The 23,708-nt window shown below is 67.4% G+C and carries 19 protein-coding genes; 16 read left to right on the plus strand and 3 right to left on the minus strand.

The genetic code is table 11. The features are described from left to right. Positions 1–200: 200 nt before the first annotated feature. The 8 genes from imuA to MKD50_RS09170 all read left to right on the plus strand — a co-directional run bounded on the left by imuA (position 201) and on the right by MKD50_RS09170 (position 11,019). Entirely contained in the window at positions 201–1,082 is an 882-nt protein-coding gene (imuA, locus tag MKD50_RS09135) for a translesion DNA synthesis-associated protein ImuA (RefSeq protein WP_252666940.1), read from the plus strand. Next, the gene (locus MKD50_RS09140) at positions 1,015–2,580 is read left to right on the plus strand and encodes a Y-family DNA polymerase (RefSeq protein WP_115700166.1); all 1,566 of its coding nucleotides are present in this window, start codon (positions 1,015–1,017) and stop codon (positions 2,578–2,580) included. The genes imuA and MKD50_RS09140 overlap by 68 nt, the downstream gene beginning before the upstream one ends. After that, positions 2,577–6,041 carry an error-prone DNA polymerase gene (locus MKD50_RS09145; protein WP_252666941.1) on the plus strand — a complete coding sequence of 1,155 codons (3,465 nt, stop codon included), beginning with the start codon at positions 2,577–2,579 and terminating at the stop codon, positions 6,039–6,041. Before MKD50_RS09140 ends, MKD50_RS09145 begins: the two co-directional genes overlap by 4 nt. A gap of 262 nt (positions 6,042–6,303) precedes the next feature. Beyond that, entirely contained in the window at positions 6,304–7,083 is a 780-nt protein-coding gene (locus tag MKD50_RS09150; RefSeq protein WP_018009097.1) for an ABC transporter ATP-binding protein, read from the plus strand. Positions 7,084–7,085: 2 nt separating this feature from the next. Then, complete coding sequence (locus tag MKD50_RS09155; protein ID WP_029043246.1) at positions 7,086–7,790, plus strand: ABC transporter ATP-binding protein; 705 nt, start codon at positions 7,086–7,088, stop codon at positions 7,788–7,790. 21 nt (positions 7,791–7,811) lie between these two features. After that, a complete protein-coding gene (locus tag MKD50_RS09160) occupies positions 7,812–8,699 on the plus strand; it encodes a branched-chain amino acid ABC transporter permease (protein WP_240071978.1) in 888 nt (295 codons plus the stop codon). Positions 8,700–8,713: 14 nt separating this feature from the next. Continuing rightward, entirely contained in the window at positions 8,714–9,742 is a 1,029-nt protein-coding gene (locus MKD50_RS09165; RefSeq protein WP_240072114.1) for a branched-chain amino acid ABC transporter permease, read from the plus strand. 56 nt (positions 9,743–9,798) lie between these two features. After that, positions 9,799–11,019, plus strand: coding sequence for an ABC transporter substrate-binding protein (locus MKD50_RS09170; RefSeq protein ID WP_252666942.1), 1,221 nt, complete (start codon positions 9,799–9,801; stop codon positions 11,017–11,019). 290 nt (positions 11,020–11,309) lie between these two features. Here the strand turns inward: MKD50_RS09170 and MKD50_RS09175 are convergent, their stop codons facing one another. Beyond that, positions 11,310–12,188 carry a LysR family transcriptional regulator gene (locus tag MKD50_RS09175; protein ID WP_115700171.1) on the minus strand — a complete coding sequence of 293 codons (879 nt, stop codon included), beginning with the start codon at positions 12,186–12,188 and terminating at the stop codon, positions 11,310–11,312. 161 nt (positions 12,189–12,349) lie between these two features. Here MKD50_RS09175 and MKD50_RS09180 point away from each other — a divergent pair, with 161 nt between their 5' ends. From MKD50_RS09180 to MKD50_RS09205, 6 genes are read left to right on the plus strand one after another with little or no spacing between them, the layout of a single operon-like run. Beyond that, the gene (locus tag MKD50_RS09180) at positions 12,350–13,471 is read left to right on the plus strand and encodes a glycoside hydrolase family 88 protein (RefSeq protein ID WP_115700172.1); all 1,122 of its coding nucleotides are present in this window, start codon (positions 12,350–12,352) and stop codon (positions 13,469–13,471) included. A 26-nt stretch (positions 13,472–13,497) separates the two neighbouring features. Continuing rightward, positions 13,498–13,938 (plus strand): MaoC family dehydratase, encoded by a 441-nt coding sequence (locus MKD50_RS09185; RefSeq protein ID WP_078201727.1) that lies wholly within the window; start codon positions 13,498–13,500, stop codon positions 13,936–13,938. A 37-nt stretch (positions 13,939–13,975) separates the two neighbouring features. Continuing rightward, positions 13,976–15,544 carry an acyl CoA:acetate/3-ketoacid CoA transferase gene (locus MKD50_RS09190; RefSeq protein ID WP_252666943.1) on the plus strand — a complete coding sequence of 523 codons (1,569 nt, stop codon included), beginning with the start codon at positions 13,976–13,978 and terminating at the stop codon, positions 15,542–15,544. Between the two features lie 26 nt (positions 15,545–15,570). Beyond that, entirely contained in the window at positions 15,571–16,701 is a 1,131-nt protein-coding gene (gbd, locus tag MKD50_RS09195; protein ID WP_115700174.1) for a 4-hydroxybutyrate dehydrogenase, read from the plus strand. 11 nt (positions 16,702–16,712) lie between these two features. Further along, the gene (locus MKD50_RS09200; RefSeq protein WP_115700175.1) at positions 16,713–17,855 is read left to right on the plus strand and encodes an acyl-CoA dehydrogenase family protein; all 1,143 of its coding nucleotides are present in this window, start codon (positions 16,713–16,715) and stop codon (positions 17,853–17,855) included. A 28-nt stretch (positions 17,856–17,883) separates the two neighbouring features. Continuing rightward, positions 17,884–19,509, plus strand: a complete 1,626-nt coding sequence (locus tag MKD50_RS09205) for an acyl-CoA synthetase (RefSeq protein ID WP_115700176.1) — start codon at positions 17,884–17,886, stop codon at positions 19,507–19,509. Between the two features lie 213 nt (positions 19,510–19,722). Here the strand turns inward: MKD50_RS09205 and MKD50_RS09210 are convergent, their stop codons facing one another. Beyond that, on the minus strand, positions 19,723–20,859 hold the full coding sequence (locus MKD50_RS09210) for a zinc-binding dehydrogenase (RefSeq protein WP_252666945.1): 1,137 nt from the start codon (positions 20,857–20,859) through the stop codon (positions 19,723–19,725). 415 nt (positions 20,860–21,274) lie between these two features. Here MKD50_RS09210 and MKD50_RS09215 point away from each other — a divergent pair, with 415 nt between their 5' ends. Together MKD50_RS09215 and MKD50_RS09220 are read left to right on the plus strand one after the other, a co-directional pair. Then, on the plus strand, positions 21,275–22,228 hold the full coding sequence (locus MKD50_RS09215) for a 5'/3'-nucleotidase SurE (protein WP_252666946.1): 954 nt from the start codon (positions 21,275–21,277) through the stop codon (positions 22,226–22,228). An 11-nt stretch (positions 22,229–22,239) separates the two neighbouring features. Further along, on the plus strand, positions 22,240–22,893 hold the full coding sequence (locus MKD50_RS09220; protein ID WP_252666947.1) for a YajG family lipoprotein: 654 nt from the start codon (positions 22,240–22,242) through the stop codon (positions 22,891–22,893). A gap of 34 nt (positions 22,894–22,927) precedes the next feature. On the opposite strand, the gene MKD50_RS09225 is transcribed toward MKD50_RS09220, so the two are convergent. Continuing rightward, positions 22,928–23,407, minus strand: coding sequence for a hypothetical protein (locus MKD50_RS09225; RefSeq protein WP_240072115.1), 480 nt, complete (start codon positions 23,405–23,407; stop codon positions 22,928–22,930). Between the last annotated feature and the right edge of the window lie 301 nt (positions 23,408–23,708).

Below are 23,708 nucleotides of genomic sequence, written 5' to 3' on the forward strand. Positions count from 1 at the left end.
TGGAATGAATAGTGCATGGCAGCTTCCGTGGCCAAAGGCACGCGAGGGAGGGAGGGCCCGCGCGTCGTCGAGACGCGGCGCAGTGCCTCTGCCTCCACCCCATGCCGTTACCGCTTGCCTTGTCACCGATACTGTATAAATATACAGTCATCGTAAATATCCTAAATGCTCGCCCTGCCGGCGAGCGACGTTAAATTCACATGACTGCGCCATTGCACGCAGCCCCGCCAAGGGCGGCGGAGGGTCTGCTTTTCCCTGCGCCGGCGGCCTCAGGGTCTGCCTGGCCTGCCGCGGCCGAGCGCCAGCAGGCGCTGTCGGCGCTCGAGCAGCGCTATCCCGGGCTGTGGCGGGCCGGCCAGCTGGGCCGCGCCGGCGGGGCCGCGGTGTGCCCGACCGGGTATGACGCGTTGTCGGCGGAACTGCCCGGCGGCGGCTGGCCGGCCGGCGGCCTGACCGAACTGCTGACCACGCAGGGCGGCGCGGGAGAAATGCGCCTGTTGCTGCCGGCCCTGCGCAAGCTGGCCGGGGCGGGGCGGCGCATTGCGCTGGTGGCGCCGCCTTACCTGCCCAATGCGATGGGGCTGGCCGCTGCCGGGCTGCCGGCGCGGCAGTGCTATTGGGTGCGTGCTCCCGCCGAAGCGGCCAGGGCCGCGCAGCAGGCCGACATGCTGTGGGCCGCCGAACAAGTGCTGCGCAGCCAGGCCTTTGGCGGCGTGCTGGTGTGGCTGCCGGCGGCGCGTCCCGAGGCGCTGCGGCGGCTGCAGGTGCTGGCGCAGGCCGGCGACGCGGTGGCCTGGGCATTGCGCCCGGCCGCGGCGCTGCGCGAGTCGTCGCCCGCGGTGCTGCGGCTGCTGCTGGCGCCGCTGCCCGGCAACATGCTGTCGATCACCTTCCACAAGCGCCGCGGGCCGGTGCGGGACACGCCGCTGCTGTTGCGCCTGGACGGCATGGCGGCGGCCACGCGCGCGGCCGCCTGGCCTGAACCGCTGGCGCAGTCTTCTCAGCTTTCTTCCGATGCCGTACTGGATCGCAGTGCACCTGCCGCGCCTGCCCCTGGACGCCCTGCAGCCCAACTGGCCTGAGCTGGCGCCCGCCGCGAGCCCGCCTGCCGCCGCCACCCTGCACCATGCGCTGCCGGTGGCGGTGATGGCGCGCGAGCAGGTGGTGCTGGCCAACGGCCCGGCCATGCAGCTGGGCGTGCGCTATGGTATGCGCCGCGGCGGCGTGCAGGCCCTGTCGGCCGATATCGTGCAGCTCGAGCGCGACCCGGCCGCCGAAGCCGCGCTGATGGAAGCGGTGGCGCTGGCGCTGCTGCGTTTCACGCCGGGCGTGACCGTCGACGAGGAGCCGGAGTCGGCCACGCTGATGCTCGATGCCGGCGCCAGCCTGCGCCTGTTCGGCGGCCATCGCGCACTGTGCCGCGCGGTGCGGGCCTGCGTGCGCCAGCTGGGCACCGTGGCCCAGGTGGGCTGCGGCCCGACCGCGCACGGCGCCGCGTGGCTGGCGCGCCAGCCGCTGCGGCGCACGCGGCGCGGCGTGGTGCGGCCCGGCCGCCGGGCGGTGGGCATGGCGCGCCTGCACCGGCTGCTCGACCGCCTGCCGGTGGAGGCGCTGCACACGCTGGCCGATCCGGCCTGGCTGGATGGCATCGGCTGCCGCACGCTGGGCGAGGTGCGGCGCCTGCCGCGCGCGGGCCTGACACGCCGGCTGGGCCCGGCGCTGCTGGCGCGGCTGGACCAGGCCTATGGCGAGGCGCCGGCGCGCTTTATCTGGTTTGTGGCGCCGCCCGCGTTTGCGCAGCGCATGGACCTGCCGGGCCGGATCGAATCCGCCGAAGCCGTGCTGGCCGGCGCGCAGCGGCTGCTGCTGGCGCTGGCGGGCTGGCTGGCGGTGCAGCAGGCCGGCGTCACGCGCTGCGTGCTGGTGCTGGAGCATGAGCGCTACCGGCGCGGCGCGGCGACCGAAGGCACCCCGGTGCCACTGGGCCTGGCCCAGCCCAGCCGCGATCCCGCGCACCTGTCGCGGCTGCTGCGAGAAAAACTCGACCAGCTCAGCTTCCATGCCCCGGTGACCGGCCTGGCGCTGCGCGTGGAGGCCATGGCCGCGTGCGTGCCGCAAAGCGAGGCGCTGTTTCCCGAGCCCGGCGGCACGCCGGAAGACCTGGGCCGCCTGCTCGATACGCTGATGGCGCGGCTCGGCCGCGACAACGTGCTGCAGCCGTGGCCGCTGGCCGACCACCGGCCCGAGCGCGCCAACCGCTGGTGCCCGGTCGACGAGCCCGCCGGCAAGCCCGCCGGCCTGCCGGCGCCGCCGCCGGAGCGCCCGCTGTGGCTGCTGCCGCAACCGCTGCCGCTGCCGGTGCAGCGCCACCGGCCCTGCCACGGCGGCCCGCTGGCGCTGCTGAGCCGGCCCGAGCGCATCGAGGCGGGCTGGTGGGACGGGGCCCTGGCCACGCGCGACTACTTTATCGCCGAGCGCGCCGACGGCCTGCGCTGCTGGATCTTCCGCGAGCGTCCGGGCCATGCCGCGCAGGACGATGGCGGCGAATACCGCTGGTTCCTGCATGGGTTGTTCGCATGAGCGCGCCGCCTTTGCCTACCTCGCTGTCCGCCTCGTTGCCGGGTTTGCTGCCGGCGTTGCCGGATTACGTGGAGCTGCACTGCATCTCCAACTTCACCTTCCTGAGCGGCGCCTCGCACCCCGGCGAGCTGATCGAGCGCGCCTTCGGTCTGGGCTACAGCGGGCTGGCGCTGACCGATGAATGCTCGGTGGCCGGCACCGCGCGCGCGCATGATGCCATCGAGACCTTGCGCAAGCGCCTGCACGACGCGGTGGCGCGCAGCGCGGCACGGGGCGCTGAGGGCGTGGATGAAGGTGTCGATGATGGCGCCGATGACGGCATCGATGAACCGCTGCTCGACGACGGCGATGCCTTCGGCAGCGGCGACGACGATCCCGGCTTCCGCGCCAGCCGCCACCAGCGGCTGCAGGCGCTGGCCCGTGCCGCCGATGCGTTCTCGCTGCTGATCGGCAGCCGCTTCAGCCTGATTTCGGCCGATGGACCGGAACAGGCGCCGCTGCGGCTGGTGCTGATCGCGCAGCATCGCGAGGGCTTCGGCAACCTGAGCGAGCTGATCACGCTGGGGCGCCGGCGCGCGCAGAAGGGCAGCTACCGGCTGCATCCCGAAGACCTCGCCGCGCCGGCCGGCGACATCTCCCACCTGCGCGGCATGCCCGGCTGCGTGGCGCTGCTGCTGCCCGACTATTGCGCCGAGCCTGAACGGCTGCTGGAGCAGGCCGAGTGGTGCCGCGCAGTGTTCGGCGAACGTGCCTGGATCGCGCTGGAACAGTTGCAGGGCCATGCCGATGCCTTGCACCGCGCGCGCCTGGAAGCGGTATCGGCGCAGACCGGCGTGCCGCTGGCCGCGGCCGGCGCGGTCACCATGCATGTGCGCTCGCGCAAGCCGCTGTCCGACGTGCTGACCGCGATCCGGCTGGGCCAGCCGCTGGCCGAATGCGGCATGGCGCTGGCGCCCAATGCCGAGCAGCACCTGCGCATGCGCCAGGTGCTGTCGCGCCTGTACCCGCGCGAGGCGCTGGCGCAGACGCTGAAGATTGCCGAGACCTGCGATTTCTCGCTGGGCACGCTGCGCTACGAGTATCCCGAGGAACTGGTGCCGCCCGCCGAGACGCCGATCTCCTACCTGCGCAAGGAAGTCGAGCGTGGCAAGCGCGAGCGCTTTCCCAACGGCCTGAAGCCGGAGTGGGAAGCGCAGCTGAAGGAAGAGCTGGAGCTGATCGAGGAAAAGCACTACGAACCGTTCTTCCTCACGGTGCACGACATCGTGCGCTTTGCGCGCTCGCGCGGCATCCTGTGCCAGGGGCGCGGCTCCGCCGCCAATTCGCTGGTGTGCTTTTGCCTGTATGTGACCGAAGTCAGCCCCGAGCAGGCCAACCTGCTGTTCGGCCGCTTCCTGTCGCGCGAGCGCGACGAGCCGCCCGATATCGACGTGGATTTCGAGCACCAGCGGCGCGAAGAGGTGATCCAGTACATCTACGACAAATACGGCCGCCATCGCGCCGCGCTGGCGGCGTCGCTGATCACCTACCGTTCGCGCAGCGCCCTGCGCGACGTCGGCCGCGCGCTCGGCATCGATGCCAGCGTGGTCGAGCAGGTGGTGAAGGGGCAGGCATGGTGGGACGGCGGCCCGGGCTTTGTCGACAAGATCGCCCGCTACGGGCTCGATCCCGAGTCCCCGGCGGTGCAGCAGTGGGCCAGCCTGACCGGGCAGCTGCGCGGCTTTCCGCGACACCTGTCGCAGCACGTGGGCGGCTTCGTGATCGCGCGCCACAAGCTGTCGCGACTGGTGCCGATCGAGAACGCGGCCATGGCCGACCGCAGCGTGATCCAGTGGGACAAGGACGACCTGGAGTCGCTGGGCCTGCTCAAGGTCGACGTGCTGGCGCTGGGCATGCTGTCGGCGATCCGGCGCGCGCTGGAGATGATCCCCAACCCCAGCCGCGATCCGGCGCGCGCGGGGCTGCCGGCGCGCATGGAGGACATTCCGAAGGAGGACAAGCCGACCTACGACATGATCTGCAAGGCCGACACCATCGGCGTGTTCCAGATCGAGTCGCGCGCGCAGCAATCGATGCTGCCGCGGCTGCAGCCGCGCGAGTACTACGACCTGGTGGTGGAGGTGGCGATCGTGCGGCCGGGCCCGATCCAGGGCGGCATGGTCCATCCATACCTGAAGCGGCGCGAGGCTTTCCGCCGCACGCGCAAGCCGCCGGTCTACTTCAACGCGGTAATCGAGAAAGTGCTGGGCCGCACGCTGGGCGTGCCGATCTTCCAGGAGCAGGTGATGCAGCTGGCCATCGACGCGGCGGGTTTCTCGCCGGGGCAGGCGGATCAGCTGCGCCGCTCGATGGCGGCGTGGCGGCGGCGCGGCGACCTGCGCAAGCACCAGGACGCGCTGGTGCGCGCGCTGACCGGCAAGGGCTATCCGGAATCCTTCGCGCTGGCGATCTGCAAGCAGATCGAGGGGTTTGGCGAATACGGTTTCCCCGAAAGCCATGCGGCCAGCTTCGCCAAGCTGGTGTACGTGAGTTCGTGGCTCAAGCGCCACCATCCCGCGGCCTTCCTGTGCGCGCTGCTGAACAGCCAGCCGATGGGGTTCTATTCGCCCTCGCAGCTGGTGCAGGACGCGCGCCGCCATGATGTGCAGGTGCTGCCGGTGGATGTCACCATCAGCCGCTGGGACAGCACGCTGGAGCCGGTGCCGGAGTCCGATGCGGCCAGCATGCGGCAGGATCGGCCCCTGCATCCACGCGTGCGCCTGGGCCTGGGCCGGGTCAAGGGCATGCGCGAGGCCGCCGCGCTGCGCATCGAGGCCGCGCGCGCGCAGCGTGCCTTCGACAGTGTCGAAGACCTGGCGCTGCGCGCCGGCCTGGACCGCCACGACATCGACGTGCTGGCCGCCGCCGACGCGCTCGCGCCGCTCGCCGGCAACCGCCGCCAGGCCCGCTGGCAGGCGCGCGCCGCGGCCGCGCAAGCCGCGCACCGCGACCTGCTGTATGAAGCGCCGCCCGCCGAAGCCGCGCTGACGCTGCCCGCGCCGCGCCTCGGCGAAGACGTGACCGCAGACTATGCCAGCCTGGGTTTGTCGCTCAAGTCGCACCCGCTGGCGCTGCTGCGGCACAAGCTGGCGGCGATGCGCTTTGCCACCGCCAGCCAGCTCGAACGCTGCGCCAACGGCCGCCGCGTGCGTGCCTGCGGCATCGTCACCGTGCGCCAGCGCCCGTCCACCGCCAGCGGCACCATCTTCGCCACCATCGAGGACGAGACCGGCAGCATCAACCTGATCCTGTGGCCCGACCTGGTCGAGCGCCAGCGCAAGGAGGTGCTGGGCGCCACGCTGCTAGGCGTGGTCGGCACCTGGCAGCGCCAGGGCGACGTGCGCCACCTGGTGGCCCAGGAACTGGTGGACCTGAGCCCGATGCTGGGACGGTTGATGGTGGGGAGCCGGGATTTTCATTGAGACGCACGGCGCCTCTCGTCCCGCTGTTGCATGAGCGGCCAAAGCAGGGTGTGGAGGCCGGTGTTTTGGGGGGGTGTCGCCCTGCAGGTCCCGCCAAGCCTTCGTGCCCTGACGTCCACGCCAATCCGCGAGAGCGTCCGATTGAATGCTCGCTCCGACATATATACATAAAAAGTGTCAATTACTAACCAATAATATATTGGACGTGATCTAGCTGCGGCCATATTCTCAAGCAGACCCAACAACGGGCGTGGAATTGACCATGGCAAGCAATCTCATTCTTGAAACCGTCGGACTGAGGAAGGAGTTCAAGGGATTTGTCGCCGTAAACGACGTCAGTCTCAAGGTCAGGCGTGGGCACATCCACGCGCTGATTGGTCCGAACGGTGCAGGCAAGACCACCTGCTTCAACCTCCTTACCAAGTTCCTGGATCCCACGCGCGGCACCATACGGTTCAACGGTGCCGAGATCACCGGCGAGAAGCCGGCGCAGGTCGCGCGCAGGGGCGTGGTGCGCTCCTTCCAGATCTCGGCGGTGTTTCCGCACCTGACCGTGCTCGAGAACGTACGTATCCCGCTGCAGCGCAGGCTCGGGATTTCCTTCCAGTTCTGGCGCTCGCCGAAAGTCCTCGCATCGCTCGATGACAGGGCCATGGCTTTGCTCGCCGACGTCGGACTGGAGGACTTCGCCGACATGACGACCGCCGAGATGCCGTACGGCCGCAAGCGCGCGCTGGAAATCGCCACCACGCTGGCCCTCGATCCCGAGCTGATGCTGCTCGACGAGCCTACGCAGGGCATGGGCCACGAAGACGTTGACCGCGTCATGCAGCTCATCAAGAAGGTCTCGGCCAATCGCAGCATCCTGATGGTGGAGCACAACATGAAAGTGGTGTCCGGCATCTGCGACGCCATCACGGTGCTGGCGCGCGGCAGCGTGCTGGCCGAGGGCACATACGCAGAAGTCTCCGCCAACCCGCAGGTCATCGAGGCCTACATGGGCAGCGCTGATGCCGCGCTCGCTGCGCCGGGAGGGCATTGATCATGGCGACGGAATACCTGCGGGTCACCGACCTCCATGCCTTCTACGGCGAATCGCACATCCTGCACGGCATCGACTTGCTGGTGAACGAGGGAGAGTGCGTAACCCTGCTCGGCCGCAACGGGGCAGGCCGTACCACTACCCTGCGCGCCATCATGGGCCTGACGGGGCGTCGCGCCGGCTCGGTCATGATCGACGGCCGCGAGGCAATCGGCATGCCGGCCCATCGCATCGCGCGTCTCGGCGTCGGCTTCTGCCCGGAGGAGCGGGCGATTTATTCCAGCCTCTCATGCGAGGAGAACCTCCTGCTCCCGCCGCAGGTGGGTGGCGGCGGGATGAGCCTCGATGAGATCTACGCAATGTTCCCCAACCTCCACGAGCGGCGGCATAGCCAGGGCACGCGGCTCTCGGGCGGCGAGCAACAGATGCTGGCGATGGCGCGCATCCTGCGCACCGGGGCGCGGCTGCTGCTGCTGGACGAAATCTCCGAGGGACTGGCGCCGGTGATCGTGCAGAAGCTCGCCCAGGTCATCCGCGACCTCAAGGCAAAGGGCTACACGATCGTGCTGGTGGAGCAGAACTTCCGGTTCGCCGCGCCGCTGGCCGACCGCATGTACGTGGTGGAGCACGGCCAGATCGCCGCGGAGATCCACCAGCATGAGATTCACGAGAAGCAGCACCTGCTCCAGGAACTCCTGGGTGTCTGAGACCGCTGCGGAGGAGACAACATGACAACGATTCTGGGAGTCCCGCTACAGGGGCTGTTGGGGCAACTCGTACTCGGGCTGGTAAACGGCTCGTTCTACGCGATTCTCAGCCTCGGACTCGCCGTGATCTTCGGCATGCTCAACATCATAAACTTTGCCCACGGCGCGATGTTCATGGCGGGCGCATTCGTCGCCTGGGCGGGCCTGGAGTATCTCGGCGTCAGCTACTGGTGGTCGCTGCTGGCGGCGCCGGTGCTGGTCGGGCTGGCGGGTATCGCCATCGAGCGCGGCCTGCTGCGGTGGCTGTACAAGCTCGACCACCTGTACGGGCTGCTGCTCACCTTCGGGCTGGCGCTCATTATCGAAGGCCTGTTCCGCTTCCAGTTCGGCGTCTCGGGGCAGCCTTATTCGATTCCAGACGAGGTGGCCGGTGCCTTTAACCTCGGCTTCATGATCCTGCCGAAATACCGCGCGTGGGTCATCGGCGCCTCGCTCACAGTGTGCCTGCTGACCTGGTTCACGATCGAGAAGACCCGCCTTGGCGCCTACCTGCGCGCCGCCACCGAGAACCCAGGCATTACCCAAGCCTTCGGCATCAACGTGCCGGTGATGGTGATGATGACCTATGCCTTCGGCGTGGGCCTGGCCGGGCTGGCTGGCGTGCTGGCAGCACCGACGGGGCAACTAAGTCCGCTGATGGGGTCGAACCTGATCATCGTCGTGTTCGCGGTGGTGGTGATCGGCGGCATGGGATCCATCCTTGGCGCGATCGTCGCCGGACTGGGGCTGGGCGTGGTCGAAGGACTGACCAAGGTGTTTTATCCAGAGGCGTCGGCCACGGTGGTTTTCGTGATCATGGTCATCGTGCTGATGGTTCGGCCGGCAGGCCTGTTTGGCAAGGAAAAGTGAGGTCGAGCATGAAAATGAGAAATCTTGGCTACGGTGTCCTGCTGCTGGGCGCGCTGGCGGCCCCGGCCGTGCTCTATCCGGTGATGCTGATGAAGGTGCTGTGCTTCGCCTTGTTCGCCTGCGCCTTCAACCTGCTGCTCGGCTATACCGGCCTGCTCTCGTTCGGCCATGCGGCGTTCCTGGGCACGGCGGCCTATATATCGGGCTATGGCATGAAGACCTGGGGGCTCACCCCGGAACTCGGCCTGCTGCTCGGCACGGCCGTCTCGGCTGCCGCGGGCTTCGTCGTCGGGGCGCTCGCTATTCGCCGACAGGGCATCTACTTCGCGATGATCACGCTTGCTTTGGCACAGATGTTGTACTTCTTGTTCCTGCAGGCGCCGTTCACAGGCGGCGAGGATGGCATGCAGGCCATTCCGCGCGGCAGGCTGTTCGGCCTGCTCGACCTGGCGTCGGACCTGCGCATGTACTACTTCGTGCTGGCGATCTTCCTGTTCACCTTCTGGCTGATCCACCGCATCATCCATTCGCCTTTCGGCCAGATTCTGAAGGCGATCCGCGAGAACGAGGCGCGCACCACTTCGTTGGGCTACGACGTCGCGCGCTACAAGCTGCTGGCCTTTGTCCTCTCGGCGGCCCTGGCCGGACTTGCCGGGGCCACCAAGACCCTGGTGTTTCAGTTTGCCACCCTGACCGACGCGCACTGGCACACCTCCGGCGAAGTCGTACTGATGACGCTGTTGGGCGGCCTTGGCACTGCCTTCGGCCCGGTGGTGGGCGCGGGCATCGTGGTTGCCATCCAGAACGCCTTGGCGGACAAGGTCGGTTCCATGATCACCGTGATCATGGGGAGCATCTTCGTCGTGTGCGTGCTTGCGTTCCGCCGCGGAATCGTCGGCGAGTTGAACGCGTTGTGCCAGAACATCGTGGGCAACCGCCGTGGCCGGCCCGCACCGCGCCACGCTGCCGTGCCGGCACCAAGTCATGACGAAGCGACCGCCGGATCAGTCGTGCATGCCCGGGGCGTGGAAGGAAAGGCATGAAATCGACCGCTGAACGGAACACCCCATATATATCCCCACAGTAAAGGAGACACAGGATGAACAATCGCATCAAGCTGCTTTCGCTCGCCGCGCTGCTGGCGGCCTCGACGGCGCAGGCCGAGATCACGGACGGCGTGGTCCGGATCGGCGTGCTCAACGATCAGACCGGCGTTTATGCCGGGCTGGCTGGTCCCGGTTCGATCTGGGCCGCGAAGAAGGCGGTCCAGGACTTTGCGCCCGAGAAGCATGGTCTGAAGGTGGAAATCGTGGCAGCCGACCACCAGAATAAGCCGGACGTCGGGGCGAGCATCGCCCGCCGCTGGTTCGACGTGGACAAGGTGGACGCTATCGTCGACGTGCCGACCTCGTCGGTCGTCCTGGCGGTCAACCAGGTGGCCAAGGAGAAAAACAAGGTGATGATTGTCACCGGCGGCGGCACCTCCGACCTCACCGGCAAGGCCTGCACGCCCAATGCGATCCACTGGGCCTACGACACGTGGGCACTGGCGAATGGGACTGGTAAGGCGGTTGTCAAGTCGGGTGGCAAGAGCTGGTTCTTCTTGACTGCTGACTACGCCTTCGGCCACTCGCTCGAACGCGATACCGAAGCAGTTGTCGTCAAGAATGGTGGCAAGGTCCTCGGCAAGGTTCGGCATCCTTTCCCGGGCAACGATTTCTCCTCCTACCTGCTGCAGGCTCAGGCCTCTAAGGCGCAGGTGGTGGGCCTGGCCAACGCCGGGGGCGACACTATCGGCGCGGTCAAGCAGGCCGCTGAGTTCGGCGTGACCGCCGGCGGTCAGAAGCTGGCAGGCCTGCTCGTCTTCAGCAGCGACGTCCAGGCGCTCGGCCTCAAGGCTGCACAGGGCCTGTTGCTGAGCGAGACCTGGTATTGGGATATGTCCGACGAGAACCGCAAGTTCGGCAAGGAATTCGCCGCTGCCAACAACGGCAAGTTCCCGACCATGGCGCAGGCGGGTACGTACTCGGCCGTGATCCACTACCTGAAGGCAGTAACGGCGATGAAGGCGGATGGCGACGGCGGCGCCGTGGTAGCGAAGATGAAGGCGATGCCCACCGACGACAAGCTGTTCGGCAAGGGCAGCATTCGCGAAGACGGCCGGAAGATCCACCCGCTCTATCTGTTCGAGGCGAAGAAGCCGTCGGAATCGAAGTATGCGGGCGACTTCTACAAGCTCATCGCCACCATTCCCGCCAACGAGGCGTTCCGGCCGATGGAAGAAGGTGGCTGCCCGCTGGTCGGGAAGAAGACGTCATGAAGATCACCTGTCGCGAGACGACGCCCGATGCGAGCGCCAGCTTGCCGGGGGCCATCGACCCCGGCATCGAAGGGCCGGGCGACACCCTCGCCGGGCGCCATGGCCGAGATCGCCCTGTTATCAGATCTTCCTCTCACGCCTGTTGCGGGCCGCCCTGGCCGACGGCAACTCGCTGGCGTTCGACCGCCACGTACCGCTGCCGCCTATTGCCGGCAGCCCGGCGCGACTGAACGTCCGCGCCATTCTCCGGCCCTCGCCAACGTTACAGCGGGCGAGGCCCCGGGGAACCTTCACAGGATGCTTTTCGCGGTCTCGATGAAAGCCGTCATCAGCGGCGTTGGGGTGCGCTGGCTATAGCCGAGCATGATCTCGACTGTTGGTTGCCGGCCTTTGATCGGCTTGTAGGCAACGTGGGCGAACTTCATCTGCCGGACCGATGCCGGCACGAAGCCAATGCCCGCACCGGAGCTGACCAACCCGACCAGCGTGTAGACCTGCCCCACTTCAGACACGACCTTCGGCACGAAACCCGCCGACGCGCACATGCGCATGTTCATGGCGTGGAAGTCCGGCGCCGCCTCGGGCATGTACATGATGAAGGGCTCCTGCGCGCAATCCTTCAGCGAGATTGACTCCGCGTTCGCGAATGGGTGCCTTGCAGGCACAGCCAGCACGAACGGCTCTTCGAGGATGGTTTCCCACGTCACGTCCTCGAGGTCGGGCACGGGCCGCATGAAGGAGATATCCGCGTCACCCCGCCGCAGCGCCTCTGCCTGTTCGACGACCGGAAACCAGCGCAACAGGATTTCCACGGACGGAAAACGCTCCCGGTAGGCGCGCAGGATGGGCGGCAGCAGCGTATAGGACGCGTGCTCGAAGAAGCCGACCGTCAGCCGGCCAGTCTCACCGCGATGAGCGCGCTGCGTCTGGATGACCGCACTCTCGGTAGCGCGCAGAATCTGCCGCGCCTGCTCCAGGAAAATTCGACCCGCCTCGGTCAGCTCCACGTGCCGACGCGAACGGTTCAGCAGTGTCACATCCATCTCCTCCTCGAGTTGGCGGATCTGCAGGCTCAGCGGCGGCTGGGCGATGTGCAGGCGCTCGGCCGCCCGCGTGAAGTTGAGTTCCTCGGCGACGGCGATGAAGTACCGGAGGTGGCGAAGGTCCATCGCTATATCCTGTAAGTATAAAAGAGCTATTAATTATATATTGGACACTAGTTTGCGCAATCCCTACGATTCCATGCATACCCCGCTCCGCGCTCCACCCCGAGGTCCGCAAGGCTGGCAGCGAAGACCGGACAAGCCAATGTATGCATGGAGACAAAACTATGGATTCCAGACTGATCGATGATGCGCTCGATCGCATCCTGCAACGCATCGATGCGACGATCGCGCAGGACGAGGCGGGCTTTCCGCACTATGGCAATCCGGCCGACGGCACCTGGACACGCTCGCCGGCCGGCGACTGGACCGGCGGCTTCTGGGTCGGGATGCTGTGGCTGGCTGCCTTGCGCACTGGCGATCAGAAGTACCGCGACAGCGCCCGCATGTGGTCCGCACGCCTGGCGCCGCGGGTGGCGTCGAAGTCGGTGTTCAAGGGATTCCTCTTCTGGTACGGCGCGCAACTCGGCGGCTCGCTGCTGGCCGATCCGCAGGCCGCAGGGCTCGCGCGCGACGGCACGCGCGGCCTGGCGGAAATGTACAGCGAAGCGGCCCGCCTGATCCCGCTCGGCACCGAGGCCGAGGAGGCCTCCAGCGTGGGGACGAGCGAGGCCAACATCGATGCGATTCCGGGCACCGTGGCGCTGCTGCTGCGGCACGACGCCGCTCTCGATACGGGCGAGATCGGCCGCCAGCACCTGCGCCAGCACATTGCCCTGTGCGTGCGGGAGGATGGCTCGGTTTGCCAGTCCGCCACATTCAACGCTGCCGATGGCTCGCTCGTGAAGCGCTACACGCACAAGGGCATCCATGACAGCAGCACGTGGGCCCGCGCCCAGGCGTGGGGCATGCTTGGCCTCGCGCAGGCGCTGTCGTGCGGCGAGCAGGCGTTCAAATCGGACGCGATCCGCGTGGCAGATTGGTGGGTCGCGCACCTGCCCGCCGACCGCGTGGCCTTCTGGGATTTCGACGATCCCGCCATCCCGCACACTAACCGCGACACCTCGGCCACCGCCATCGCCGCCGCCAGCCTGCTCAAACTGGCTGCGCTCATCCCGGAGCGTGCGGCGGTCTACCGCCAGGCCGCCGTCGACAGCATCGAGCAAGTCGTGACCCGCTTCCTGACCCCAATCGGTCCAGGCGATGGACGGCAGCCAGGCATCCTCACCGGCGGCTGCTTCAACAAGCGCAATGGCGTCGCCATGGATAACGAGCTGGTCTGGGGCGACTACTTTCTCTTCGAATCTCTGCTCATCCTCGCGGGCAGGATTGACGCCACCCAGGTCTGAACCCAACCCACTCCCGGAGAACCCAAGTGTCCGACATCAAGATCCCGCACGAAGGCAACGTGTCCACCCTCATCGGCACGCACACCAGCTACACCCGCACCCTCGGCGAGTACGACATCTATGCCTTCGCCGGCATCAGCGGTGACAACCACCCCAACCACATGGATGACGAATACTGCAAGCGCATGGGCTTCGGCGGCCGCATCGCGCAGGGCGCCATGATGGTCGGTTTCATCGCCGGCGCCGTGACCAAGTATCTCGACATGATCAAGCGCCCGGCGGTCTCCTACGGCTACGACAACGTACGCTTCACCAAGCCCGTTCGCATCGGAGACACCCTAACCGTGAACTATCGCATTGCCCGCGCCGACGACGAGAAGAAGCGCCTGTGGGCCGAGGCGACGCTACTCAACCAGCGGGGCGAGACGGTCTGCGTCGGCACCCACATCATCCATTTCCAGGCGTGAGCCCGGGGCTCGAGCGGCGAGAAAGGTGAGAGATCGCATGAGCAAGATCTGTACTGCGGCGCAGGCCGTTTCGGATATCCGGCCCGGTCAGAGCGTGGGCAGCGTCGGCGTGATCGGCTGGCTGACGCCCGACGCGCTGTTCCAGGCGCTGGCGCAACGCTTCCACGAGACGGGATCGCCCCGTGACCTGACGTTCTTCTTTCCGGTCAGTGTCGGCGACGGCATGGGCATCCGCGGCATGGATCACGTGGCCGTCGAAGGGCTGATGAAGCGGATCGTGTCGGGCAACTTTACCAATGCGGTGAACCCGGCCACCGGCAAGCGCCCCGAGTTCATGCGCCTGATCCGCGAGAATCGGGTGGAAGCCTACTGCTGGCCGATCGGCGCCACCATGCACTGGCTGCGCGAAGTCGCCCGGCGCAGCCCAGGCTACCTGACCCGCATCGGCCTCGGCTCCTACATCGACCCGCGCCAGCAGGGCGGCAAGTACACGGCGCGCGCCACCGACGACCTGGTGCGGATGCAGGAGCTGGACGGCAAGGAATACCTGTTCTATCCGAGCTGGCCGCTCGACGTGGCGTTCCTGCGTGCCACCAGCGCCGACGAGCACGGCAACCTGAGCTTCGAGGACGAGCCGATCACGTCGTGCGCGCTGGCCATGGCGCTGGCGGTGAAGGCGTCAGGCGGCACCGTGATCGCACAGGTGCGCAAGCTGGTGCCGCGCCACGCCCGGCCGGCGCACGCGGTGCGGATTCCGGGCGTGCTGGTGGACCGCGTCGTGGTGGAACCCGACGCCATGATGACCACCGACATCCGGCACGACGATGCCTATCTCGGCGGCCAGCTTTTCGACGGCCGTGCCTCGGACCGCCTGCCGCCCGGCGCTGACAAGGTGATCGCCCGGCGGGCGGCCCGGGAAATCAGACCCGGCGAGGTCAGCATCTTCGGCTTCGGTGCTTCGTCCGACGTGCCCACGGTGATGATGGAAGACGGCCTGTTTGCCGACGGCGCCCTGCATCGCTACAGCTTTACCACCGAGCACGGCCCCTTCGGCGGCGTCGTGATGAGCGGCTGGCAATTCTCCGCCAACAAGTATCCGGAGGCCTTGATCGACGGCCCGTCGCAGTTCGACTTCATCGACGGCGGCAACTGCCCGATGGCGGCGCTGGCCTTTGCCCAGTTCGACCGGGACGGGAACATCAACGTCAGCCGCTTCGGCGCGGCCAATCCGGGGCCGGGCGGCTTCATTGACATCGCTTACAACGCGCGCAAGCTGCTGTTCACCGGCACCTTCACCACCGGTGGCCTCGTCGCCGACACCACCGACGGCTTCCTGTCGGTCGGGCGTGAGGGGAGCGTGCGCAAGTTCGTCGAGCGCGTGGACGAGATCACCTATCCACTGGGGCGCAACGTGGCCGAGCGCGGCCAGGAGGCCAAAGTCATCACCGAGCGCGCAGTTTTCTCAGTGGCGGCAGACGGACTGGTGCTGGAGGAGGTTGCGCCCGGAATAGACGTCAGGTCCCAGGTACTAGACCTGATGGCCTTCCCTCCGGTGCGCGTGGCGGAGCCGCTTCCGCGCATGGACCCGACGCTATTCCGCGCCTGACGCATCGACCTATCTACGAGGAAAACATGGCTGTCATCAACTACCTGACTACCGTCCACATCGACTTCGGCGCCATCCGGATGCTGGGGGCCGAGCTGCAGCGCCTGGGCATCCAGCGACCGCTGATCGTTACCGACCGCGGCATCCGCGCCGCCGGTATCGCCGACAAGGTGCTCGACGCCCTGGGCCCGGATTGCACTCCCACCGTCTTCGAGGATACCCCACCCAACCCGACGGAAGCCGCCGTGTCCGCCGCGACCGGCCTTTACCTCGGCAACGGCTGCGACGGCATCGTGGCCGTGGGCGGCGGGTCGCCCATCGACCTGGGCAAGGCCACTGCGCTGCTGGCGACCCACCCGGCACCGCTGCAGACCTACGCGGCGGTGGAGGGCGGCGCGAGCCGGATCACCAGCCGGGTCGCCCCGCTGGTGGCCATCCCGACAACTGCGGGTACCGGCAGCGAAGTGGGCCGGGGCGCGGTCATTGTCATGGAGTCCGGCCGCAAGCTCGGCCTGCTTAGTCCGTTCCTGCTGCCGAAGCTCGCCATCTGCGACCCCGAACTGACGCTGGGACTGCCGCCGGCCCTGACCGCCGCAACCGGCATGGACGCCATCGCCCACTGCATCGAGACCTTCCTGGCGCCGGCCATCAACCCGCCCGCCGAAGCGATCGCCCTGGACGGCCTGCGCCGCGGCATAGCCAATATCGGCAAGGCCACCGCCGACGGCTGCGACCGCGACGCGCGCTGGAACATGATGATGGCCGCCATGGAAGGCGCGCTGGCCTTCCAGAAGGGACTGGGCGCGGTGCATGCCCTGTCGCACCCGCTGGGCGCGGTGCCCGGCGTCTCGTTGCACCACGGCACGCTTAATGCCGTGCTGCTGCCGGCTGTGCTGCGCTTCAACAAGCCGGCGACCCAAGCCAAAGAGGCCGCACTTGTCCAGGCCATGGGCCTGCCCGCCGGCGGGGACCCGGCTCAGGCCATCAGCGAACTCAACGCCCGTCTCGGCTTGCCGGCCGGTCTCGGCGCCATGGGCGTGCCGCGTGAGGCGTTGGAGGACATCGCGGTCGCCGCCACGAAGGACCACTGCCACGCCACCAATCCCCGCACTGCCACGGTCGACGACTACCTGGCGATGCTGCAGGAATCGTTTTGAGGAGCAAGACGATGTCATACATCGCAGAACACCACGAGATGATCCGCGAGGCGGTGCGCCGCTTCGCCGAGGAAGAGATCGCACCGGTCGCCCACCGGTTGTGGGAAGAGGAGAGTTTTCCCTACGAGGTCTGGCGCCGGGCCGGCGAACTGGGGTATATCGGGCTGCCATACCCCGAAGCCTGGGGAGGCAGCGGCGGCGACTGGCTTGGCTTCGCCATTGCGCTGGAAGAGATCGCCCGCGTCGATTGTGCCGTGGCGGTGGCCATCATGGCCAATTCGACGGCGGCCAGCCTGCTCAACAACTACGGCACCGATGACCAGAAGGCGCGCTTCCTGCGGCCGATCCTGGCGGGCACGCAGGTCGGCTGCATTGGCCTGACAGAGCCGAACGCCGGCTCCGACGCCGCCAATATCCAGACCCGCGCAGTGCTGAAGGATGGCTGCTGGGTTATCAATGGCGCCAAGACGTTCATCAGCAACTCGGGTTCCGAGATCACCGGCCCGATCGTCATCGCGGCGGTGACGGGAATCCGGCCCGACGGGCGCAAGGAGATTTCGAACTTTATCGTGCCGAACGGCACGCCCGGCTTCAGTCATGGCAAGAAGCTGCACAAGATCGGCTGGCGCGGATCGACCACATTCGAGCTGTTCTTCGAGGACTGCGCCATTCCTGCCAACCACCTGCTCGGCGAGGTCGGGGCCGGCCTCAGGCAGACCCTGTCACAGGTGAGCACCGGCCGCATCCTGATCGGAACGCTGGGCCTGGGCATCCTGCAGGGCTCGCTGGAACGCTCCGTCCGCTACATGAGCGAGCGCGCAGCGTTTGGCAAGACGCTCAACCAGTTCCAGTCGCTGCAGTTCAAGCTGGCCGACATGGCGACCCACGCACACGCTGCCCGCCTGATGCTCTACGACGCTGCGGTGGCCAAGGACGAGGGCCGGCCCTACGATCGGCAGGCCTCGATGGCAAAGCTCTTCGCAACCGAGAAGGCCATGGAGGCGGCCCACCAGGCCGTGCAGATTCACGGCGGCAACGGGATCATGACGGAGTACGCGGTATCCCGCGCGTTCGGGGATGCCAAGGTGCTCGAGATCGTTGAGGGGACCTCCGAGATCCAGCGGATGATCATCTCCCGCGACGTAATGCGCTGACGCACGGCTGCAGCCAGTGAGGCAATCCATGGAACATGTCGAACACAGCGCGGATGGGCTGGAGCGCTGCCCGGTCAACTTCGTGCCCCTGACGCCGATCTCCTTCCTGCGTAGAACGGCCGAGGTCTACCCTGAGCGTACAGCCATCGTCTACGGCGAGCGCCGCACGAGCTGGCGGGCCATGCTGGACCGCAGCCGCCGCCTCGCGTCGGCGCTGGTGGCCGCCGGCGTCAGGACTGGCGACACTGTGGCCGTGATGGCCGCCAACACGCCGGAGATGCTGGAGATGCATTTCGGCGTGCCCATGAGCGGCGCCATGCTGAACACGTTGAACGTGCGCCTGGACGCGGCCGCCATTGCCTTCATGCTCAGTCACGCGGATGCAAAGGTGCTGTTCACCGACACGGAGTACGCTGAGGTAGTCGAAGCCGCACTGGCGCTGCTCGACGACAAGCCGCTGGTGATTGACATCATCGATCCCGCGGTCGAAGGGGGCCGCAGGCTGGCGGAGATAGAATACGAGGGCTTCCTGGCCGGGGGCGATCCGTACTGGGAGGGCGGCGAGCCCGCCGACGAATGGCAGGCCATCGCCCTCAACTATACCTCCGGCACCACGGGCAACCCAAAGGGCGTGGTCTACCACCATCGCGGCGCCTATCTGGCTGCGCTGTCGAACATGCTCGACTGGGGCATGCCCCGGCACGCCGTCTTCCTGTGGACACTGCCGCTGTTCCACTGCAATGGCTGGTGCTTCGCCTGGACGCTGGCTGCCAACGCCGGTACCAGCGTCTGCCTGCGGCGGGTGGAGGCTGCCGCCGTGCTCGATGCGATTCGCGAGCACCAGGTCACGCATTACTGCGGGGCGCCGATCGTGCATGCGATGCTTGCCCACGCACCCGAAGCGTGGAAGGCGGGCATCGACCATCCGGTCCACGGACTCATCGGCGGCGCCCCCCCGCCGATCCCGGTGATCGAAGGCCTGATGCGCATGGGGATCAGGATCACACAGATCTACGGGCTGACCGAGGTCTACGGCCCCGCGGCGGTTTGCGTGGAGCAGCCCGAATGGGAGGAACTCGGCATCGGTGCGCTGGCGGAACGAAAAGGACGGCAAGGCGTCCGCTACACCGCACAGGAAGGCATGGCCGTGCTGCATCCCGAAACCCTTGTGCCGGTGCCGTGGGACGGGAAGACCATCGGCGAAGTCATGTTCCGCGGCAACATGACGATGAAGGGCTACCTGAAGAACCCCGAGGCCACGGCGGAAGCTTTTGCCGGCGGCTGGTTCCACTCGGGTGACCTCGCAGTCGTCTGCCCGGATGGATATGTACAGATCCGGGACCGTTCCAAGGACGTCATCATTTCGGGCGGAGAGAATATCAACTCACTGGAGGTTGAAGAGGTGCTCTACCGGCACCCTGCGGTGCGCGTGGCAGCCGTCGTCGCCCAGCCGGACGAGCGTTGGGGGGAGACGCCATGCGCCTTTGTCGAAGTCGTCGATGGCGCCAGGGTCGGCGAGCGCGAACTGATCGAACATTGCCGCGCCCATTTGGCGCACTTCAAGGCGCCGAAGAAAGTAGTCATCGGCCACCTTCCCAGGACGTCGACCGGCAAAATCCAGAAGTTCCTCCTCAGGCAACGAGCATCGTGTTGAGGAAGATTCGAACGGCGCAGAAGGGTCGGTCAGAGACGGCCACGGCATCACTGGCAGCAGCCAGCCGTGATCGACCAATTGTACAAGTGCATGACGATCTCGCGATGACTGCCAGGGCAGCACCTGGATGAGCTGCCACACCGCCGCGCCGCCGGCTGTGGCGCAGCGGCTGATTCTTGACACGGGTGGGCGCGCAAGGCGCCCCGCGGTGATTTACCCGGCCAGGCCCTTGTTGGGGTTGATCAGGTACTTCTCCCCCGTCGCGCGCTTGTTGTAGACGGCGATCACCTCCAGGTCGAGCACCTCGGCCAGCGAGATCTCTTTCGAGTAGTGGCTGGCAAAGGTGGTCTTCAGCTCCGCCACCACGCGTTGCTTCAGCGCGTTGGCCCGCTCGCGCCCGATCTTCTGCAGGAACGGGAACAGCAGCCAGCCGCCCATGCCCCACGCCATGCCGAAGTTGCGGTTGAACTCGGTCGGGCTTGTGTCCAGGCCGCCGTAGAGGTAGACCTGCTTGTGGGTGGTCGAGCCATAGCGGCTGTATTCGCGGGCCGTCTTGTTCAAGGCCGCTTCCATGCAGGTGAGGATCTGGCCGGCGAGCTTGCCGCCGCCCGTGGCGTCGAACGCGATCGTTGCGCCAGTGGCGACGAGTGCCTCGGTGAGCTCCTGCATGAACGTGGGCGACGCGGCGTTGCAGACGTGGACCGCGCCTTGTGCCTTGAGCAGGTCCGCCTGCTCCTGCTTGCGCACGATGTTCACCAGCTTGATGTCATCCTTGAGACAGATCTGATTGAGCATCTGGCCCAGGTTGGAGGCCGCGGCGGTGTGCACCAGGGCGCTATGTCCTTCGAGCCGCATGGTCTCGACCATGCCCAGTGCGGTGAGCGGGTTGACGAATGACGACGCGCCGTCAGCAGGCGTGGCGCCTTCGGGCAAGACCAGGCACTGGTCCGCGGACATGCAGCGGTACTGCGAGTACATCGCGCCGCCGATGGCAGCGACGGTCTTTCCCATCAAGGCTTGCGCCGCAGGGGACGAGCCTGCATCGACGACCACGCCCGCGCCCTCATTGCCCACCGGCATGGACACATTCAGGCGGCCCGCCATGCTGCGCATCGCGCCTTCCGGAACGCGCGCGGTGACGATGGGGCGCTCGGCCGTGCCGCTGGCCTTGGCCGTGCTCATGTCGGCCGCACCGAACAGCAGGCCGAGGTCGGACGGGTTGAGAGGAGCGGCTTCAATGCGGATGAGCACTTCATCCGGGCCAGGATGCGGCGTGTCGATGCTGTCTAGCGATAGCTCGAGTTCACCGCTGCTCTTGATTTGCGAACGAAGTTGAAGTGCGGTGTGCATTCGATGTCTCCTTGGTCTGTCGGTTTGCGGTGAGCGGGGCAGCTGCCTGGGGCTGTTTTCGCCAGCAGTCAGCAATGTAGCAAGTTCCTGCGAATCCCGTACTGGCCGGAAATTCAGAGATGGCCGGGCCGGGATTTCCATTGACGTGCCGGCGGTGCGGGCGCTGGCGGCGCGCGGCGCATTCGTCAATTCATGGCACGGTGCCCTTTGTTGTTCACGCAACTGTCATCAAGCGCGGTTAAGGTAGCGTCCGTCCACCACGGATGACCCAGGGCGCTGCGCCCGGCCCGCGCCACCTACATCGGCGCTGCCGGCGCGTGCGCCCCGACAGCCTCACCAGGCTGCCCGCATTATCTTGCCTGCCGCGCGGGCACGCCACGCCCGCATTCCTGAACCGCCCAGACCTACCACCGACATGAAATCCCGCCTGATCGCCGCGGCCTTGCTGGCCGCCACGGCGAGTCCTGCCTTCGCCCTGAACATCCTGCTGACCAACGACGACGGCCTGACCAGCAACCTGAAGGCGCTGTACGAAGCGCTCAAGGGCGCTGGTCACAACGTCATCGTCAGCGTCCCTTGCACCGGCCAGAGCGGCCGCGGCGCCGGCATCGTGATGTACAGCACCACGGTCATCGTGCCGGACAACGACAAGACCCAGGTCGAGGCCGAAGGCGGCTGTCACAACGGCGCGGCCAAGACCGGCGAGCCGGCGGTCGGCCCCTTCACCAAGGCGGGCTACACCAATGGCGACTACCACTACGCCCATGGCACGCCGGTGATGGCGACCATGTACGGCCTGGACGTGCTGGCGCCGGCGCGCTGGGGCAAGGCCCCGGACCTGGTGCTGTCCGGTCCCAATGAAGGCCAGAACGTCGGCCGCATCGTCAACAGCTCGGGCACCGTCAGCAATGCGCAGTTCGGCGCGGCGCGCGGCATTCCGTCGATCGCACTGAGCGCGGGCACGGACTCGGTCGACAATGCCGGCCTGGCAAGCCCGGTGTCCGGCGTGGTGGCGCAGCTGACCATCAAGCTGCTCGGCACGCTGCAGGCCAAGGCCAACGGCGGCCCGCTGCTGCCGGCGGGGCTGGCGCTGAACGTCAACTTCCCGAATGCGCCGACGGCGGCCACGCCGTTTGCATTCTCGCGGCATGGCACCTTCGACGCCTATGCGCTGAAGTTCAGCGGCACGGCGCCGTACGGGCTCGGCATCGGCGCCGGCGGCGGCACGCCGACGGCCGCGCAGTCCGAGGACGAGTCGGTGGTCTACAAGACCAGGACGGCCGTCACCGCCATGCAAATCGGCTTCGACCAGCGTCCCGCCGGCCAGCAATGGCTGCGCCTGCGCCTGGGTGAACTGTTCGGCCAGTGAGGCAGGTCCCGATGAAACGCCTCATTTCCCTGTTTCCCCTGGCAGCCGTGTTGGGGCTGGCCGCCTGCGGCGGCAACGACTCGCCCGACAACGGCGCACCGCCCGCCAGCGCGACCTTGTCCGTCACCGACCTGGATCCCGGCGCCTACGTCGTCAGCGTGGGCGATGCCGACAACCCGACCGTCGGCAAGTACTACGCCGGCACGGACGGCAGCCGCTACCTGGCCCTGGCCGATGCCGAAGACAAGGCCACCGCCATCTACCGCCGCGACCAGGGCGGCAGCTGGGTCGCCGCACCGGGCGCGGACGCGTCCGCCAGCGTCAGGCTGCTGAGCCAGGCCGCGCTGCCCGCCGCGAGCGTAGAGCTTGCCAGCGTGGCCGGCACCTACACCACGGTGCTGCCTGGCGGTGCCAGCGCCATCTTCACCGTCACCGCCGAAGGCAAGATCGCGCCCGGCGCTTCGGCATGCCAGCTGTCGGGAACGCTCGCCGCGCAGGCCATGCCGAATACGCTGGGCCTGAAACTGTCGACGTCGGCCTGCGGCACGCTGCCCGCCAGCGCCACGGGGGTGCTCGCCATCGATACGGACTACCAGCCGTCCGCGTTCCGCCTGATCGCGGACGACGGCGGCCGCGTGGTGGACCTGTGGGCCTATCGCGACTAAGCGATGCCGCGACTGGGCGATGCAGCCTGGCGTGCTAACGCATCGCCAGGCTGCCGGCCAGCATCTGCTGTTCTGCCGAGAGCTCGCGAATGGCCTGGTTCAGCGTCGCCGTCGTGGTGGTGATGGCGGCGCCCAGGCTGGCGATTTCCTGCTGCAGCACCGCGATGCGGATGCGCTTCTGGTCCGGCGTGCCGGTGGTGGCGTTCTTCGCCGCCTCCAGCTCCTGCAGCTTGCGCGCCAGCTGCGCGCGCAGTTCGCGCAGGCGCTTGATCGCATCCTTGGCCTGATCGGGCAGGCCGCTGTCGTCGACATCGCTGTGGTCGCGCACGGAAGCGGCCTGGTTGCCGCCGGCCAGCGCGTGGCCAGGGGCCGAGATATGGAGCTCGGCACTGGCCGCCGGCCGGGTACGAATCCCCGGCGCGTCGCTGGCGCTTTCGCTGGCGGCGGCGGGCGGTGCCGCAGGCGTATCCATCGACACGGCAGCCGCTGCCTTGGCTGCAATCGGTTCGATCATGGTCACGGTGGTACTTCTCCTGGTTCGCCGGCGATGGGCAATTCGTGCTCGGAAGCTGCCGGCTCCAGGCGGATATCGGCTGCCTAGAGCGCCGACTTTAGCTTGCCGCACGGCCATCGAGCCACGTAAACGGGTGTCGAGACGCCCTGAGACGTTGACGCACACACTGGATTTTTGCGACAGGCACGATCACACGCCGATAACGCGCCACCGCGTACGCACGGCTTCCGCCAGGGATGGATTGGCGGCTGCCCGGCACCCGGCCTGCGGTCCGGCATGTCAGGAACAGTCGGTCTCACCC

Source organism: Cupriavidus mimosae (genome assembly GCF_023952485.1).
Classification (GTDB): Bacteria; Pseudomonadota; Gammaproteobacteria; order Burkholderiales; family Burkholderiaceae; genus Cupriavidus; species Cupriavidus taiwanensis_C.

What these genes read in the sequence shown, in the direction of transcription:
- imuA (WP_252666940.1), top strand. Translation starts at nt 201, where the DNA reads ATGACTGCGCCATTGCACGCAGCCCCGCCAAGGGCGGCGGAGGGTCTG.
- MKD50_RS09140 (WP_115700166.1), top strand. Translation starts at nt 1,015, where the DNA reads ATGCCGTACTGGATCGCAGTGCACCTGCCGCGCCTGCCCCTGGACGCC.
- MKD50_RS09145 (WP_252666941.1), top strand. Translation starts at nt 2,577, where the DNA reads ATGAGCGCGCCGCCTTTGCCTACCTCGCTGTCCGCCTCGTTGCCGGGT.
- MKD50_RS09150 (WP_018009097.1), top strand. Translation starts at nt 6,304, where the DNA reads ATGGCAAGCAATCTCATTCTTGAAACCGTCGGACTGAGGAAGGAGTTC.
- MKD50_RS09155 (WP_029043246.1), top strand. Translation starts at nt 7,086, where the DNA reads ATGGCGACGGAATACCTGCGGGTCACCGACCTCCATGCCTTCTACGGC.
- MKD50_RS09160 (WP_240071978.1), top strand. Translation starts at nt 7,812, where the DNA reads ATGACAACGATTCTGGGAGTCCCGCTACAGGGGCTGTTGGGGCAACTC.
- MKD50_RS09165 (WP_240072114.1), top strand. Translation starts at nt 8,714, where the DNA reads ATGAGAAATCTTGGCTACGGTGTCCTGCTGCTGGGCGCGCTGGCGGCC.
- MKD50_RS09170 (WP_252666942.1), top strand. Translation starts at nt 9,799, where the DNA reads ATGAACAATCGCATCAAGCTGCTTTCGCTCGCCGCGCTGCTGGCGGCC.
- MKD50_RS09175 (WP_115700171.1), bottom strand. Translation starts at nt 12,188, where the DNA reads ATGGACCTTCGCCACCTCCGGTACTTCATCGCCGTCGCCGAGGAACTC.
- MKD50_RS09180 (WP_115700172.1), top strand. Translation starts at nt 12,350, where the DNA reads ATGGATTCCAGACTGATCGATGATGCGCTCGATCGCATCCTGCAACGC.
- MKD50_RS09190 (WP_252666943.1), top strand. Translation starts at nt 13,976, where the DNA reads ATGAGCAAGATCTGTACTGCGGCGCAGGCCGTTTCGGATATCCGGCCC.
- gbd (WP_115700174.1), top strand. Translation starts at nt 15,571, where the DNA reads ATGGCTGTCATCAACTACCTGACTACCGTCCACATCGACTTCGGCGCC.
- MKD50_RS09200 (WP_115700175.1), top strand. Translation starts at nt 16,713, where the DNA reads ATGTCATACATCGCAGAACACCACGAGATGATCCGCGAGGCGGTGCGC.
- MKD50_RS09205 (WP_115700176.1), top strand. Translation starts at nt 17,884, where the DNA reads ATGGAACATGTCGAACACAGCGCGGATGGGCTGGAGCGCTGCCCGGTC.
- MKD50_RS09210 (WP_252666945.1), bottom strand. Translation starts at nt 20,859, where the DNA reads ATGCACACCGCACTTCAACTTCGTTCGCAAATCAAGAGCAGCGGTGAA.
- MKD50_RS09215 (WP_252666946.1), top strand. Translation starts at nt 21,275, where the DNA reads ATGAAATCCCGCCTGATCGCCGCGGCCTTGCTGGCCGCCACGGCGAGT.
- MKD50_RS09220 (WP_252666947.1), top strand. Translation starts at nt 22,240, where the DNA reads ATGAAACGCCTCATTTCCCTGTTTCCCCTGGCAGCCGTGTTGGGGCTG.
- MKD50_RS09225 (WP_240072115.1), bottom strand. Translation starts at nt 23,407, where the DNA reads ATGATCGAACCGATTGCAGCCAAGGCAGCGGCTGCCGTGTCGATGGAT.